A 16,210-nucleotide genomic window follows, 5' to 3' on the forward strand; every position below is an offset into this window, starting at 1 on the left:
AAAGGCACCGAGCTCGTCATCCAGGCGCTACCGGCCTCTGCTTTTCAGTCGCCAAAAAAGTGCGCGTCTGCTCTGTTCCGCCTCTTCCCTGCCTTGTCCTTACGTTGCTGCGCAGCGCACACAGTTCTGCTGTGCTGCCGCGCTGTCGATCAATCAGTGCCGAGCCTGGTGCTGGTTCTCGACGAACCAGCGATAGGCATCGCGTAAGCCGTTTTCCAGACTGATGCTGGCCTGCCAGCCCAGCGCCTTGAGGCGGGATACGTCCATCAGCTTGCGCGGTGTCCCATCCGGCTTGGAGCTGTCGAAAACCAGCCGGCCCTGGTATTCGGTAACCCGGGCAATGGTTTCGGCCAATTCGCGAATGCTGCAGTCGACGCCGGTACCCACGTTGATGTGCGACAGCATCGGCTGGGTGTGCGCCTGGTAGGTCGCGTCATCCAACTCCATCACGTGCACGCTGGCGGCGGCCATGTCGTCCACGTGAAGGAATTCGCGTTGCGGCTTGCCGCTGCCCCAGATCACGACTTCGTCATCACCACGCTGGGTCGCTTCATGGAAGCGCTTGAGCAACGCCGGCACCACATGACTGTTCTCTGGATGGAAGTTGTCGTTCGGGCCATAGAGGTTGGTCGGCATGACGCTGCGATAGTCACGACCGTACTGACGGTTATAGCTTTCGCAGAGTTTGATGCCGGCGATCTTGGCGACCGCGTACGGCTCGTTGGTCGGCTCGAGCACGCCGGTGACCAGCGCCTCTTCCTTCATTGGCTGCGCGGCGAACTTCGGATAGATGCACGACGAGCCGAGGAACAGCAGCTTGTTGACGTCGTTGCAGTGCGCCGCATGGATGATGTTCGCCTCGACCATGAGGTTCTGGTAGATGAATTCGGCCGGATAGGTGTTGTTGGCATGGATGCCGCCCACCTTTGCCGAAGCCATGTACACCTGATCGATCTTGTTCTCGGCGAAGAATGCGTTTACGGCGGCCTGATCGACCAGATCCAGCTCTTCGCGTCCACGCGTGATGAGGTTGTCGTACCCCAGCGCCTGCAGGCGACGGACGATGGCGGAGCCCACCATACCGCGATGTCCCGCAACGAAAATACGTGCGTCACGATTCATATCAGTTCTCCACGGACACTGGAATGTCGAAGCCGTGCTCTTTGAGCAGGGCATGGCGCTGGGCGATTTTCAGATCTTCACGGACCATCTCGGCGCACATTTCCTGCACGCTGATTTCCGGCGTCCAGCCGAGCTTTTCCTTGGCGCGGGTCGGGTCGCCGAGCAGCGTTTCCACTTCAGCCGGACGGAAGAAGCGCGGATCGACACGGACGATGACGTCGCCGACCTTGAGCGCCGGTGCCTTGTTCCCTTCGATGCTGGCGACGATGGCGCGCTCGTCCACGCCGCTTCCTTCGAAGCGCAGCTCGACGCCCAGTTCGGCCGCCGACCATTTGATGAATTCGCGTACCGAGTACTGCACGCCGGTGGCGATGACGAAGTCTTCGGCCTGTTCCTGCTGCAGCATCATCCACTGCATGCGCACATAGTCCTTGGCATGGCCCCAGTCACGCAGCGCGTCGAGGTTGCCCATATGCAGACACTTCTCTAGTCCCTGTGCAATGTTGGCCAGGCCACGGGTGATCTTGCGCGTCACGAAGGTCTCGCCGCGGCGAGGTGATTCGTGGTTGAACAGAATGCCGTTGCAGGCATACATGCCATAGGCTTCGCGATAGTTGACCGTGATCCAGTAGGCGTACAGCTTGGCCACCGCGTAGGGCGAACGCGGGTAGAACGGCGTGGTTTCCTTCTGCGGGATTTCCTGTACCAGACCGTAGAGCTCAGAGGTGGAGGCCTGGTAGAAACGCGTTTTCTTTTCCAGCCCCAGCAGGCGAATGGCTTCGAGGATGCGCAGGGTGCCCATGCCATCAACATCGGCCGTGTATTCAGGCGACTCGAAGCTGACCGCGACGTGCGACTGCGCACCCAGGTTGTAGACCTCGTCGGGCTGCACTTCCTGGATGATGCGGGTCAGGTTGGACGAATCGGTCAGATCGCCGTAATGCAGAACGAAGTTCTGATGCTCGACATGCGGATCCTGGCAGATGTGGTCGACCCGCTGAGTGTTGTACTGCGAGGCACGGCGTATGAGGCCATGCACTTCGTAACCCTTTTCCAGCAGGAGCTCGGCGAGGTAGGAACCGTCCTGGCCAGTAATCCCGGTGATCAGCGCGCGTTTCTTTTCCATTTCAATGTACCTGTAGGTTCCAGATGACAAGGGAGTTGATGCGATACCGAATGGACGGCGCATCGGCGCCCAGGCGCCCTGCTCCGCCAGACGGCTGGTTCGATTGATTGTTGGCAGCCAAGGTTAACGAGGCGTTACCGAGCGGCCGGGTGCGGACAGACGGGCCGCTCATGCGAGCATTTCCTCGTACAGCGCTCGGTATTGCCTGGCGATGACGGGACTGTCGAACGTACTGGTGATCTTTTCCCGCGCATTCAGCACGAGTTGCGAGTAGTCCGCCTCGCCCGTGACCCACTCCACCCCGTCGGCAAGGCCCTGCGCCTCGAAGGGTGCTGCTTTATAGCCGTCGTGCTTATGGGTCACGATGTCCTTCGGGCCGGTGGCGTCGAAGCACACCACGGGGGTGCCGCAACCCATGGCTTCGGCCAGGGTCTTGCCGAACGCTTCCATCAGGCTCGGCGCGATGAACACATCGGCGGCCGAATAAAGCAGGCGCAGCGAGATGCTGTCGTGCAGATAGCCGAACGAGGTGTAGTCGAAGCCCAATCCGTCGGCGATGGACTGGTCCAGCTTGCCGAAGAAGCACAGGTGATACTTGGCCGGATCGAGGTGCTTGAGCATCTCGAGGTATTTGCCGAAGCCTTTATAGGTGTCCTTGGCGCTGGTGCTACCGGTGAGGATGATCCTCTTCTCGGTATTCAACCCGAGCAGTTGCCGAGCCAGCTGCTTGTCCAGCGGGAAGAACTCGCTGGCGTCGACGTTGTTGTGAATGGTGCGCACGTCGAATTCGCGGAATAGTGAACTCTTTCGGGCCTGTTCGGAGACCCAGTCGCTGATGCCGATCATCTTCATCGATTTGGGCAGGTATTTGCGCTTGCGGTTGAGTACGAAGCGCGACAAGTCTCGGTCGGAGCGGCTGCCGAGTTGATCGCAACTGCCGCAGCCGGTGGTGAATTTCTCGCAGCCCATGGCGTAATGGCAGCCGCCGGTCATCGGCCACATGTCACGCATGGTCCAGACCACCGGTTTGCGCAGCTGAGCCAGGTGCTTCATGTCGACGAAACCGCCATTGACCCAGTGCAAATGCACGACGTCAGCCTCACGGCATTCATCGCTCTTGGTGAAATCGGCACCCATCACCCCAGCGCTGAACATGCCCGACTGGCGCCCACGATAGAAACTGGCGAACGCCTGATCAGCCTGGCTTCTGGCGATGCTGATGATCTTGTCTTTCTTGCTGCGACTGACGGATACCACCGAGGTGTCGCCATGGGTGACCTGGCTATTGGTGTAGACAAGGGAATCGACCCCCAGCGAGCGCAGCCCCTGGTGCAACCAGTACGCACCGCGGGCAGCGCCTCCGGTCAACTCGCCAGCGACCAAATGCAATACCTTCATTGATCTAGGCTCTCTTTAAGATGCTGGGCCGCATACCACCGGCGCGCGGCAATCAGCACGATCGCTATCAGCGACGAATAGATGACGATGCAGGCGACGGCAAAGGCCTGCACAGTTGCCAGTGCACTACCGACCAGCAGTGCTCCGCCAAACAACGAAAGCACGCGCAAGCTGGTGCTGAATATCTCGAACAGAAGGAAGCGGCCTTGCAGCGACAGCGCCGGGACCGCGACCACGCATGGGCGCGAGACGAAGATCACGTACTCGGCCAGGGCCAGCCAGCGGGCATACTCGCCGGCCACATGCCATTGCTCGCCGAACACAAACGCGAACATCCAGGGCCCGAGCACCACCACCAGCGAGAACGGCACCAACCCGACCAACGCCAGCGCGCTGGTCGCCTTCAGCAACATGGCCGCGACCGGTTCCCGGTCGTGAATGGCGCGACTGATGCGCGGGTAATAAACATCGGCCACCGATTTGCCGATCATATTGGTCGGCATGGTCAGCGCCTGCTTGCACAGAGCAAAAAACCCCGCCGCCGCCGGACCGAAATACGCCGCGAGCACCAGCGTGGGCAGATGCTGCGAGACGGCGTTGATCAACATCACCGGGGCGCGAAACTTAGGAAAGTCGCTGTGCTGGCGTGCCAGCTCGATCATGCCGGGCCGCTCCTGCCCCGCTTCGTCGACATGGTTATCTTCATGAGGCTTGGCCCGCAGCATCGCCAAGCCCAGCATTGCGGCGTGCAACGCCTGCTGCAGCGCAGTGGTGCACACCAGAACCAACGCCGAGGATTGCACCAGGCCGGCAATGGTTCGCATTGAGTTGAACAGCAGCGAATGCCCGACCGCCACACTCGCTGTGATACGGAAGCGCTGGGTGCGAAACAGCCACTGCTGGCAGATTTCCAGTGCCGCGCCACAGAACATCACGAACGGGATGAGCATCAGATACGGCTGGACGATCTGGATATCCAGTGTCGCTGCCAGTCGGTCGCCGAAGAAATACAGATTCAGGGCAACCGCCAGCGCCAGCGTCAGCGCGATCGTCAACGCCAGCCGCACCAGACCTCGGGCATCACCATCACGCTTGGGCAGCACGATGGCGATGGGATAGGTCAGCGCCGCGACCGGAATCAACATCATGGTCACGCTGAGAAAGGTGCCCAGCACGCCATAAGCTTCCGGTCCGTAGATACGCGTGATCACCGGCATGAACGCCAGCGTGATCGCCTGCGCACCGGCGGTGCCGGTCACCACGGTGAGGATGTTGCGCAGCAGCTTGCTACGCCGGCCTCCACGCAGCAGCGCGGCCAGCCGCTCCCTGATTGGGGCGGAGCCGCTGCGCATGTTGGGCTGATCGATGGCGCTCACTCGCTAGCCCTCGTTCAGGCCTGAACCGGCTGACGGCCGACGCCGTAGTAGCTGAAGCCTTCGCGCTTGACCTGCTCGCGGTCGTACTGGTTACGCCCATCGATGATCAGCGGAGTGTTCAACAAGCGCTTTAGCGCACGGAAATCCGGACGACGGAAGGGCTTCCACTCGGTCACCAGGCACAGGGCATCGGCATCGATGGCGGCCTCGTACTGACCTTCGACGATTTGCAGACGACCTTCGGTGAACCAGCTTTCCGGGAACTCGCGGCGCGCTGTTTCGCGGGCGACCGGATCGAAGGCGCGGACCTTGGCGCCGGCATTGATCAGGCTGTTGATCAGCACCACGCTTGGCGCTTCGCGCATGTCATCAGTGCCAGGCTTGAACGCCAGGCCCCAGACGGCGAAGGTCCGGCCGCTGAGATCACCGTTGAAATGGGTAGAAATCTTGTTGAACAGCGAGTGCTTCTGCTGATCGTTACGGGCCTCGACCGCCTGCAGCAGCTTGGGCTCGAAATCGTTCTGGTGCGCGATGTTGATCAGCGCCTTTACGTCTTTCGGGAAGCAAGAGCCGCCGTAGCCGCAACCGGCATAAATGAAATGGTAGCCGATGCGCTCGTCCGAGCCGATGCCCAGGCGCACATTCTCGACGTCCACATCGAGGCGCTCGCAGAGGCTGGCGATCTCGTTCATGAAGGAGATCTTGGTCGCCAGCATCGCGTTGGCTGCGTACTTAGTCATCTCCGCATCGCGGATCCCCATGAACATGGTGCGTGGACGGTTGCGAATGAAGGGCGCGTAGAGTGCGCTCATGACCTCGCGGGCGTGGTCGTTGTCGGCGCCGATCACGATCCGGTCGGGGTGCATGAAGTCATCGACCGCCGCACCTTCCTTGAGAAATTCCGGGTTCGATACCACTGAGAACTCGATGTCGACGCCGCGCGCTTCGAGGCGCTCGGCCACCGCTGTACGCACCAAGTCCGCCGTCCCGACCGGCACGGTGGATTTGTTCACGACGATCGCCGGGCCGCTCAGGGTATCGCCGATCTGCCGAGCGACTTCCAGCACATAGCGCAAGTCCGCCGAACCGTCTTCGCCGGGCGGAGTGCCGACGGCGATGAAGAAGACTTCAGACTGCTCGGCCGCCTCACTCAGCGACGTGGTGAAGTGCAGACGTCCGGACGTGTGGTTCTCGACGACGATGTCTTCGAGGCCTGGCTCGTAGATCGGCAGAATGCCCTGCTTGAGGTTCTCTATCTTGGTCTTGTCGACGTCGACGCAGTAAACCGTGTTGCCCATTTCAGCGATACAGGCACCGGTAACCAGCCCAACGTAGCCGCTTCCAACGACGGTGATGTTCATAGCAGGATCCTCGATTAGACATTGAAACAGGCATGCCTCGGCGCGACCCTTTCGGTGGCCGGTGGCGCAAAACTGGGCAGATTCAAACGGGTCAGGTTCCTCGCTGGCCGAACCTGACCCGTGACGGATGAACGAGCCGGCTTAGACCGTTTGCTCGCTGTAGCCGTAGTGATCGTAATAGCCACGGAACTGACCGTTCTTCTTGGCTTTCTCGATATCGACGGCGTTGAGCACTACACCCGTCAGCGGCGCGTTGCTGTTCTGCAGCTGGCTTACACCTTTCTGCACATGCGGAATCAGTGTGGAGTCGGACTTGACGACATAGATCACCGCGTCGGCGAGGGTCGACAACACGGCGGCATCGCTGACCGCCTGGCTTGGTGGCGAGTCGATGATGATGCGGTCGTAGCGGCCCTTGACCACTTCGAGGAGTTTCGCGAAGCGTGGCGAGGACAGCAGCTCCAGTGGGTTGGAAGGCACTGCACCGGCGGCGATCATGTCGACGTTACCGACCGTGTGGATGCACTCCTCGAGCTTGGCGTTGCCGCCGATGAGATTGACCAGCCCCGGCGTACCCGGCTTGAAGTCGAACGCTTTGTCGAGGGTCGCGCGGCGCAGGTCGGCGTCGATCAGCAGCACACGATGCAGCTGGCCCATGGCGAACGCGAGGTTGGCCGAGACCGCGCTCTTGCCTTCGTCCGGCGCCGTGGAGGTGATCACCAGCACCTGACGCGGCTGATTGGCTTCGCTCAGCAACAGGTTGGTACGGATGGTCCGCACGGCTTCGCAGAAACGCTTGTCGCCGCTGCGCTCGAACAGATGGCTGACTTCCTTGCGCAGCTTGCGCGGCACCATCGGCACGATGCCCATGACCGGCAGTCCGAGCTTGTTTTCGACTTCTTCGGAGCTCTTGAAGGTGTTGTCGAGGATTTCGCGGATGATGGCCTGGGCGATGCCGAGTACCAGCGCCAGGAACAACGCCACCACGAGAATCAGCTTCTTGTTCGGTGCGCTGGGTTCGGTCGGCGGGATGGCTGAATCGACCACGCGGGCGTTAGTGGTGCTCAGGTCCGAAGTCGCAGTGGTTTCCTGCAGGCGGGTCATGAAGGTGTCGTACAGCGCGCGGTCGCTTTCGACCTGACGCTGAAGGTCACGCACCTTGAATTCCTTGCGGGAAATGTCCTGGATGCGGCCCTTGTTCTCGTCGAACGAAGCACGCAGGGAGTTTTCATTGGCCAACGCCAACTGATAGTTGCGCTCGATGCTCGCCACTACCTGCTCGACCTGCTGACGTAGACTGGCTGTAGCCGCGTTGAGATCGGAGCGTGCGGAAGCCATCGACGGATGACGATCGCCATAACGGCGGGACAGGTCTTCGACACGCGACCGGGCATGCGCCTGATCCGCTTTGAACTGCTGAATCAGGGGGTGGCCCAGCACGGCCGGCACACTGGCGAGACGCTCCCAGCCCTGGCTGCGCATGGATTCGACCTGGCGATACTGGCTCTCGGCTTCGGCACGTTGACGGCGTGCGTCGATCATGCGGTCACCGGTCAGCGACAGCTCGTTGGCGCTGATGGTGCCGACACCATCCAGGTCCACGAGACCTTCGGCGTCCAGGTAGGCCTGGAGACGGTCTTCGGAGTCCTGCAGATTTTCACGCAGGGAGACCAGGCGCTCGTTCATCCAGCTGGCGGCGGTCATCGACATGTCGACTTTGGCTTCCAGCTGCGCTTCGATATAGGCCTGCGCCAGTTGGTTGGTCGCTTCGGCGGCGGTCATGCGGTCGGCCATCGCGATGGACAGATAGACCAGCTGGCTCTTGCCTTCGACCCATACCGAGGTCCGCTCCATCAAGGATTGAGTGGCGTAGTCGAGGATCTGCGCTTCGGTAGGCGCCTCTTCCTCTTCCCCAGTCAGGGCTGCGGCGATACCGCTAAAGTCGATCAGCGGCCCGGACTGCTGGCGCAGATCGAACTCAGGGTGCTCGGTCAGATTCAGATCGCGCACCACACGCTCGGCAACGCCGCGGCTCTGCATCAGGCTGAGCTGAGTTTGCAGGTATTCGCTGAGCTCGACGGGTGTATCCGCGGCAGGCTGGAACGACAATACCGGTGTGCCCTTCGTCTCGATGAGCACCGACGCGACGGCTTTGTAGATTGGCGTCATCCGCGACAGCAATAGAATTGTCAGCAGCACGACGCCCGCGACCAGCAGGGCGATGCCCCACTTGCGTGACCAGATCGCGTGCCAGATTTTCTTGAGGTCTATGAAATCGCTATCGGCTGCCGGCCCGACGGGGCGCTGCCATGGTCGATCCGGGCGAACTGGGCTGTTCATCAGAAGAATCCTTCATCGATGTTGATCGTGTCGCCGGGGCGAACCAGTGTATTCATAGTGGCTTTTTCTTCGGCGCGGCTGCCTTCGGAGCCCCGCACGATGGTCATGCGCCTGGTCGATGCGCGCTCGGTCAGCCCACCAGCCAAGGCGATGGCCCGATCCAGGGTCAGTCCGGGCTGGAACGGATAGCCTCCGGGAAGTTTCACTTCGCCGGCGATGTAGAACTCGCGATAGTTAGCAACCGATACCGACACGCGCGGGTCAATCAGGTAGCCATCCTTCAGCTTCTCGACCAGCAGGTTGCGCACCTCGCCCGGCGTCTTGCCGTTGGCATCGACTTCACCAATGAAGGGAAAGGTGAAGGTTCCGGCGTCCGTCAGACGAATCTCTTCGAAGGTGAGGTCCGGCTCGCCGTGTACGTTGATACGAATGATGTCCCCTGATCCCAACTGGTACTGCGCGGCGCTGGCCGTTGCACTGAACGCCAGCAGCACAAGCACGGAAAGGCATTTGAAGATGTTCGGGATGCGCATGATTGGCTCCTCCTTAGGCACTGGTTAAAGTCCTACCCGGCCTCAAAGGCTCAGGTCGAAACTCAGCAGGTAAACGTTTCGGTCGTAGCTTTCGATATCCACGTTGGAATCGTTTTCCGTCCGGAGGTATGAAAGGGTCACGTCGATCCAGCGATCCGGCGACCAAGTCACGCCGGCGCCGTAGCCGGTGCGCTCATCGTCCCGATTGATGCCTTCATACTCGCGGTCCGAGAAGCGATAGAGCAGTTCGGTCGATACGCGCGATGTCCACTCGTGATCCCAGGAGGCGATGGTCGTCCAGTCGTTGATGGTGCTGGCGCCGTCGTCGCCCTCATCGAAGGCGCGACGGGAATTGATCGTGAACGCCGAATACGTGCGCGGCTTGTAGGTGACGCCGACTTCCCACATGGGGCTGGTGAAGTCTTCACGTTGATCGCTGTCGAAGTCCTTGCGCTCGGCACCGAGCTTGACCGAGCCGGATGTTTTCGGGCCGCCTTCCCAGGTCGCACCGCCGAGCAGCGCCACGTTGGTGCTATCGCGCAGCGCACTGGAGAGTTTGTAGTCGTGGTCGGTGTGACGAACCTCGACCAGCGAGCGCGTGTTGGCGCCCAGGCGATGGAACCAGATGGAGTTGAACATCAGGCTATCGCGTTCTTCGGAGGCGTTGAGGTTGTCGCTGTTGTGGTAGCGACGCTGTTCGTAGTTGGTACCGAACTCCAGCTGATTGCGCGCGCTCTGGGCACCGAAGCGGTACGCCGCGCGAGCAATGGCTCGGCTGTATTTGTCGTTTTCGGTATCGACCTCGGTATCCGCCGTTTCCTCTACACGATGGTAGGCAAGCCCCCAACTCAAGCGATGGCGAGAAGTGAATTCCAGGACACTTCTGAGCTGCAGATGATGGTCGGTATTGCTGGCTTCGGAGTCCGAATGAAAGATGTCGCTATTGAACGAGTACTCAAGCTCGTACTCGCTATTGCGGTTCCCGGTGCCGAGCAGGAAGGTCGGATTGATTCCCGTGACCCAGGACGCCTGCTCGTTATCCGACAGGCCGCGATAGTTGTCATCGTAGCTCTCGCGCACGACTAGCGTGGGCGTGAACTCGAAGCCACCAATGCGAATATCCTGCGGATCGTTCTCTGCCCAGCTATTGGTAGCGACAAGGCACAGTAGCGATACACCTGGAAGCGTGATGTTCCTCATATGGAATCCCTTCTCGGAGATAAATTGTTGTTCATGCCTTCACTCTGGCCGCGACGCCCATTCTTGTGAGGAGGCATAGACACGCAACAGACCGCAAATATCCCGGACAGTTGCAGAATCTCTGAGCGACGTAGATCAAAGCGGCAAAAACGCACGTGCTCCGCCCTTCAAGACAGGCTAGTGCCACGAGATACAGCCCCATAGGGAAGTACAGACGCACCGGCATTGCTACAGACATAGCCGTGAGTGCCTCGATCAGCGTTCGAACGGCAGGCTCGTAACATTCGGCAACGACTATTTAGACGAGCCACATCACTGCGCCGCCGCACCACGCAAACAGTTGGCGCACTAAAGCCCACCGCTTGCGTGTGTGTCGTAGAGATCGAGAAAGAAAGTCGGCGCCTGGCTGCTACGCCCGCGCCAACGGATCAGGTGCGCTCGATGCGATCCGGATGGATGACGATGCGGCCCTGCTTGTAGAGGCCGCCGATGGCCTTCTTGAAATTGCCTTTGCTGACGCCGAACAGCCGAGCGATCTCGTCGGCTGCGGTTTTGTCACTGACCGGCAGGCTGCCCTGGTTCTCCTGCAGTTTCTGCAGAATCAGCGCCTGCAGGGCGTCAGCGGCTTCGCTGCCCACCGGCTGGAGGCTCAGGCTGATCTTGCCGTCGGCGCGCATTTCCTTGATGAAGCCCTTTTCGTGCATACCGCTGCGCAGGAACTTGAACGCCTCGTTCTTGTGGATCAGCCCCCAATGCTTGCTGTTGATGATTGCCTTGTGCCCAAGATCGGTGGCCTCCACGACCAGTAAGTCAACGGCTTCGCCGACCTTGTAGCGCGGTGGCGTCTTGTCCAGGTAGCGATCCAGCCGCGCCGTAGCGGTGATGCGACGAGTGTGCTTGTCGAGGTAGACGTGAACGACACAGTAGTCGCCCTCGTTCAGTTGGCGTTTTTCCTCGGAATGTGGCAGCAGCAGATCCTTGGACAGCCCCCAGTCGAGAAACAGCCCAACGCGGTTGATCTCCTTGACCTTGAGGCTGGCGAATTCGCCCACCTGCACCTTCGGCTTCTCCGTGGTCGCAATGAGCTTGTCTTCGCTGTCGAGGTAAACGAAGACGTTCAGCCAGTCATCGACCTCAGTCGGCACATTCTTCGGGACGTAGCGATTGGGCAGCAGGATCTCGCCATCCGGCCCGCCGTCCAGGTAAAGGCCGAAACCGGTGTGCTTGACGATTTGCATGCTGTTGAAGCGCCCGATTGCGGCCATGTGAAAAATCCTGTGGGTCGAAGGCGGCGATTCTAGCAGGCCGGTCGGACGCCAGCGCCCGCCCGGTCAGCTGAATCACCCTGAAACAAGGGCGAGGCTGGACATACGTCCGCCCCGAGTAACTCATTGCGGCAATGCATAGGCGATGATCGAATCGCCCGCTTTGGTTCCGAGCGAGCCATGACCGCCGGCCGGCGACCGCCACTTGCGCAATTCCTTGCCGGTGGTGGCGTCGTAGGCGCGCAGGTGCAGGCATTCTCGATGAGATGCTCTCAACGTCCGCCTTCGCTCGCATCGAGACCAACGCGCAGGAGCTTGCCGCTGGCCGAGTCGGTCAGCAGATAAAGATAGCCGTCGGGTCCCAGGCGAACGTCGCGAACTCGCGCGCCGAGATCCTTCAGCAAGCGCTCGTCATGGGTCACCTTGTCACCATCGAGCTGCAGGCGAATCAGCGACTGATCCACCAGCGCGCCGATGAACAGGTTGTGCTGCCATGCGGGGAAGCGTTCCGCGTCGTAGAAGGCCATGCCGCTGATGCCGGGCGAACGTTCCCAGACGTAGTGCGGGGGCTCGGTACCGTCCACGGTTTTACCCTTGGCTTCGGGGATCGGCTGGCCGCTGTAGTTGATGCCATGAGTCGCCAGTGGCCAGCCGTAATTGAGCCCCGGTTGCGGAATATTGATTTCATCACCGCCTCGCGGGCCGTGTTCATGCGTCCAGAGCGCGCCGCTCCAAGGGTTGAGCGCGGCCCCCTGTTGATTGCGATGACCGTAGGACCAGATTTCTGGCCGGGCGCCTTCGGTATCCACCATCGGATTGTCGTCCGGAACCTTGCCGTCCGGGTGAATCCGCACCAGCTTGCCCTGCAGCTTGTCCAGATCCTGAGCGGTAGGCCGCTGGTTGTTTTCCCCCAGCGCTATGAATAAGTGGCCGCTGCCATCGAAGACCAGTCGCGAACCGAAATGGATGCCGTTCGAGAGCTTTGGCTGCTGGCGAAAAATGACCGTGAAATCTTCCAGCCCGCTCAGGTCATCGGCCAGCCGGCCACGACCCACGGTGGTGCCGGCCTTGCCCTCGCCTTCTTCGGCATAGCTGAGGTAGACCAACCGATCCTGCGCGAAGCTGGGCGATAGCTGCACGTCCAGCAATCCGCCCTGCGCCTGCGCATAGACGTCGGGCACGCCGTCGAGCGGCTCGGAAAGCTGCCCGTTGCCGTCAACCACACGCAACCTGCCGGGACGCTCTGTGACCAGCATGCCGGCAGCGTCCGGCAGGAAGGCAACGGCCCAGGGGTACTCCAGACCGGTGGCAATCTCTTCGACGGAGACACGACCCTGCTCGCTGTCGAAATATTCAACCTCGGCGACCGCGAGGGTCGAACAGGAGAGTGTGGTGCAACAGATGATGGCGCGAATGGCATGGCGCGGCATGAAGAATCCTCCGGAGCGAAACGGGCAATATCTAATGAAGACCATAGACGAAGCGATTTGCTCATCTGATGACCGTTCAAGGAAAAATCGAACAAAAATTAGCCATATCTGTATAATGGCCGGTTCGACTGATCCACAGGAATCCGATGACGATGGCCGCCAAGACCACATCCGCGAAACGCAAACCCGAACCCGCCAGCGAAACCAGCCAGTCCCTGGCCGAGCAGATGGCCGCCTTTCTGAAGGCCGGTGGTGAAGTTCAGAAGATCCCAAACGGCGTCAGTGGCCAGACTCAAGGCCCATCCCGGCAGATCACCATCAGTAAGAAATAGATAGCCAGAAAAATAGCCAAGTAGTAAACCCGCAACACTTGACCGCGAGCTTCAGCTGTCACGCAGTACTGCAGTGGCTCGCCGGGTTTCCCCTCCCGCGACATCCGAGATACCCATGACCGACCCGATACGCCTGTCCAAACGCCTCGCCGAGCAACTCGGCTGTTCCCGGCGCGAGGCTGAGCTGTATATCGAGGGTGGCTGGGTCAGCGTCGACGGGCAAATCATCGAAGCCCCCTATTTCAAGGTCGACGGCCAACGAATCGAACTCCTGCCTGGCGCCATCGCATCCGAGCTGCCGCCCGTCACGCTGCTGCTACACAAACCGGCCGGCCAAGCCACCGCAGCAGATCCGGCGGGCGCGATGGAACAGCTAGCCAAGGCAAGCCACTGGACGAGCGATGACGCTCGTCTCGCACCGCGTGATCGGCACTTAGCTCGTCAGACCGCACTGCTACCGCTGGAGCCGGATGCCAGTGGGCTAGTCGTGTTCAGCCAGCAGCGCGAGGTGATCCGCAAACTCGCCGACCCTCGCGACAAGCTCGAACAGGAATACATCGTGGAAGTCGCCGGCGAACCCGAGGAAGGTGGCCTGGCATTGCTGGCCAAAGGCATCGGGCACCGCGGCCGGATCCTACCCAAAGCCAAGGCCAGCTGGCAGAACGAAACCCGTCTGCGCATCGTGCTCAAGGCACCGCAAGCGGGCGATCTGCGACAGCTTTGCGAGGCCATCGGCCTGCAGATGCTCAACTGCAAGCGCATACGCGTCGGTCGCCTGTCGATGGCCAAGCTGCCGGTCGGCGAGTGGCGTTTTCTCGGCGAGCACGAACGCTTCTAGAACGAAAACAGCCTCTCGGCAAAAAAACGAACCAGCCTGGTTGCTCGCTCCCTGCCGCCTGTCGACTATGCTTGTTCATCATCGAACAGGCAAAAGCCATCCGCGGGCAGCATCACCGAGTCCTGGACCGGCCGCTTCGCCATCATTCTGAAGGTGCGCCATGCAACGACTCGTTGTGGTGCTCGTGCTCGCTCTCCTGCCTTCGATCGGCACCACGCAGCAGCGGATCGAGGTGTGGAACTATCACTTTTCGCCCCCATTCATACTCGGCGATGGGCAGGGCCTTTCGCACGCGTTCGTCGAACTACTCAATCGCGACCCGGCCAACCGTGGCCGCTTCCGTTTCGAGCTAGTGGAGCTACCGCGCAAGCGTGTGGACATTCGCCTCGCCCGAAACCGCCCCGGCATCCTGCTCTGGGCAACGCCGAGCTTTTTCACTGCCGCGCAGACAGCAAACGCCAGATGGTCGGAACCGTTACTCATCGATCAACAGGTATTCGTCTCACTACCCGATGCGCCGGTTGAATATGAAGGGCCGGAATCCTTGCACGGCCTGGTTCTGGGTGGTGTGCTCGGCCACCGGTATCAGGGACTCGAGGAAGATATCGCCAAGGGTGCGATAGAACGCCAGAATGTACACAACGATCTGCAGAACCTCGAGAAGCTGCTCTCCGGGCGCATCAATACTTTATTGATCGCTCGCTCCACCCTGCTCCATTACCGCAAGGAACATAACCCGGGCGAGCTATACATATCGTCAACGCCCTTGTACCAGTTCGCGCGGCACATGCTGATAAGCGACACGCTGGACGAAGCGGTGAAAGACTATCTTGATCAATTACTCAGCACCCTTCCAGCTAACCCCGAGTGGCAGGTCCTTCTGTTTCACTATGGCCTCAAGCCCATCGCCAGCGAGCCATGAGTCGGTCTGAACAGAAACGAAACTCGCAGGTCAGAACTCGCGCTGACACACATAAACAATCCAGAGAACAAGGCAGCGATGAAGAACTCATTACTACTCGGACTGCTCATCGTCCTGGGCGGCTGCGCCTCTCAACCCTGTGACCAACCGGGCAGCTCCTGTCGTGCAGAGCGACTGCTCTATCAGAACGATCTTCTGCAAGCCAAGATTCTCATCTCCATCGGCGACGAAGACGGCTATGAACTGGCCGACGCCCTGCTCGAACGCAGTGCTCATCTCGACGAGCACGGCGAAATCGAGTTCTATCAGGCACTGCTGCTGATACGCCAGGGACCGCAACAGGCCGGCGTGCTGAACCTGCTCGAACAGTCGCGCGCCAAGGGCCACCCGCATGCGACGGCGCTGCTCTACAAAATGCACCAAGAGCCCTATCTGCTGGACGTACGCGACACCACCAAGGCCGATGAATATCGCCAGGCCTACGCCGAGCTTGATGTCGCGCGCAGCGGCTATCCATCCTTCGATAAAGCTCTGGAGCTGGTCTCCCAGCTCGTCGAGCCGCCGCCGCCAATACCCGAGCGGGTCGATCCCTGCCCCACTAAATGCCTGTGAACTGCCTCACCGGGGTGTAGGTGTCTGCGATACCTTGGGCTCCTGCTCCCCGTCCATCACGGCTTGCGCCTCTTCACGCGTGGCATAGGGGCCGGCAATCGTCTTGCCGTCCATTTCCACCACCCAACAAGTCACCCAGGTCGGGCGCCAACCCTGCGGTACCTGGTCTCCGGTCAGCTGTTTGATCGTCGTCTGCATGCCTACCTCCACATTGATACGTTGTTGCAGGCGTGCCGGCGACACACCCTCTTCAATAAAGGGACCACAAGTTCGACCGTTCTTCTCGCCGAAACAAACCGTTGCTGTTTTGGCTCGAACTGCCGGGACGTCCTGTCGTTCTATTAATAGGCGAGAA

General features: G+C 60.4%; 16 protein-coding genes. 4 read left to right on the plus strand and 12 right to left on the minus strand.

Annotated elements, in window-relative coordinates; all coding sequences use genetic code 11:
* Positions 1-153: 153 nt before the first annotated feature.
* The 11 genes from fcl to NA645_RS01645 all read right to left on the minus strand — a co-directional run bounded on the left by fcl (position 154) and on the right by NA645_RS01645 (position 13,151).
* Complete coding sequence (fcl, locus tag NA645_RS01595; RefSeq protein ID WP_256047193.1) at positions 154-1,122, minus strand: GDP-L-fucose synthase; 969 nt, start codon at positions 1,120-1,122, stop codon at positions 154-156.
* Between the two features lies 1 nt (position 1,123).
* Entirely contained in the window at positions 1,124-2,248 is a 1,125-nt protein-coding gene (gene gmd / locus NA645_RS01600; protein ID WP_256047194.1) for a GDP-mannose 4,6-dehydratase, read from the minus strand.
* A 168-nt stretch (positions 2,249-2,416) separates the two neighbouring features.
* A complete protein-coding gene (locus NA645_RS01605; protein WP_256047195.1) occupies positions 2,417-3,646 on the minus strand; it encodes a glycosyltransferase family 4 protein in 1,230 nt (409 codons plus the stop codon).
* Complete coding sequence (locus tag NA645_RS01610) at positions 3,643-5,022, minus strand: lipopolysaccharide biosynthesis protein (RefSeq protein WP_256047196.1); 1,380 nt, start codon at positions 5,020-5,022, stop codon at positions 3,643-3,645. The genes NA645_RS01605 and NA645_RS01610 overlap by 4 nt, the downstream gene beginning before the upstream one ends.
* Positions 5,023-5,036: 14 nt before the next feature.
* A complete protein-coding gene (locus tag NA645_RS01615; protein WP_256047197.1) occupies positions 5,037-6,383 on the minus strand; it encodes a UDP-glucose dehydrogenase family protein in 1,347 nt (448 codons plus the stop codon).
* Positions 6,384-6,524: 141 nt separating this feature from the next.
* Positions 6,525-8,723, minus strand: coding sequence for a GumC family protein (locus NA645_RS01620; protein ID WP_256047198.1), 2,199 nt, complete (start codon positions 8,721-8,723; stop codon positions 6,525-6,527).
* On the minus strand, positions 8,723-9,256 hold the full coding sequence (locus NA645_RS01625; protein ID WP_256047199.1) for a polysaccharide biosynthesis/export family protein: 534 nt from the start codon (positions 9,254-9,256) through the stop codon (positions 8,723-8,725). The genes NA645_RS01620 and NA645_RS01625 overlap by 1 nt, the downstream gene beginning before the upstream one ends.
* Positions 9,257-9,298: 42 nt before the next feature.
* Positions 9,299-10,456, minus strand: a complete 1,158-nt coding sequence (locus tag NA645_RS01630; RefSeq protein ID WP_256047200.1) for an outer membrane beta-barrel protein — start codon at positions 10,454-10,456, stop codon at positions 9,299-9,301.
* A 428-nt stretch (positions 10,457-10,884) separates the two neighbouring features.
* Positions 10,885-11,721, minus strand: a complete 837-nt coding sequence (locus NA645_RS01635) for a CvfB family protein (protein ID WP_256047201.1) — start codon at positions 11,719-11,721, stop codon at positions 10,885-10,887.
* Positions 11,722-11,844: 123 nt separating this feature from the next.
* Positions 11,845-11,997, minus strand: a complete 153-nt coding sequence (locus tag NA645_RS01640; protein WP_256047202.1) for a hypothetical protein — start codon at positions 11,995-11,997, stop codon at positions 11,845-11,847.
* Positions 11,994-13,151, minus strand: coding sequence for a PQQ-dependent sugar dehydrogenase (locus NA645_RS01645; protein ID WP_256047203.1), 1,158 nt, complete (start codon positions 13,149-13,151; stop codon positions 11,994-11,996). Before NA645_RS01645 ends, NA645_RS01640 begins: the two co-directional genes overlap by 4 nt.
* 152 nt (positions 13,152-13,303) lie before the next feature.
* Between NA645_RS01645 and NA645_RS01650 the strand changes: the two genes are divergently transcribed.
* The 4 genes from NA645_RS01650 (at position 13,304) to NA645_RS01665 (ending at position 15,855) form a co-directional block, all read left to right on the plus strand.
* Entirely contained in the window at positions 13,304-13,483 is a 180-nt protein-coding gene (locus tag NA645_RS01650) for a hypothetical protein (RefSeq protein WP_197445654.1), read from the plus strand.
* Positions 13,484-13,598: 115 nt separating this feature from the next.
* Positions 13,599-14,321: an RNA pseudouridine synthase gene (locus NA645_RS01655; RefSeq protein WP_256047204.1), complete on the plus strand. Its 723-nt coding sequence runs from the start codon at positions 13,599-13,601 to the stop codon at positions 14,319-14,321.
* A 160-nt stretch (positions 14,322-14,481) separates the two neighbouring features.
* The gene (locus NA645_RS01660; RefSeq protein ID WP_256047205.1) at positions 14,482-15,243 is read left to right on the plus strand and encodes a substrate-binding periplasmic protein; all 762 of its coding nucleotides are present in this window, start codon (positions 14,482-14,484) and stop codon (positions 15,241-15,243) included.
* Between the two features lie 78 nt (positions 15,244-15,321).
* Positions 15,322-15,855, plus strand: coding sequence for a hypothetical protein (locus NA645_RS01665; protein ID WP_256047206.1), 534 nt, complete (start codon positions 15,322-15,324; stop codon positions 15,853-15,855).
* Between the two features lie 6 nt (positions 15,856-15,861).
* On the opposite strand, the gene NA645_RS01670 is transcribed toward NA645_RS01665, so the two are convergent.
* Positions 15,862-16,053, minus strand: coding sequence for a hypothetical protein (locus NA645_RS01670; RefSeq protein ID WP_197445621.1), 192 nt, complete (start codon positions 16,051-16,053; stop codon positions 15,862-15,864).
* Between the last annotated feature and the right edge of the window lie 157 nt (positions 16,054-16,210).

It is taken from the genome of Stutzerimonas stutzeri, assembly GCF_024448955.1.
GTDB classification, from domain to species: domain Bacteria; phylum Pseudomonadota; class Gammaproteobacteria; order Pseudomonadales; family Pseudomonadaceae; genus Stutzerimonas; species Stutzerimonas stutzeri_AQ.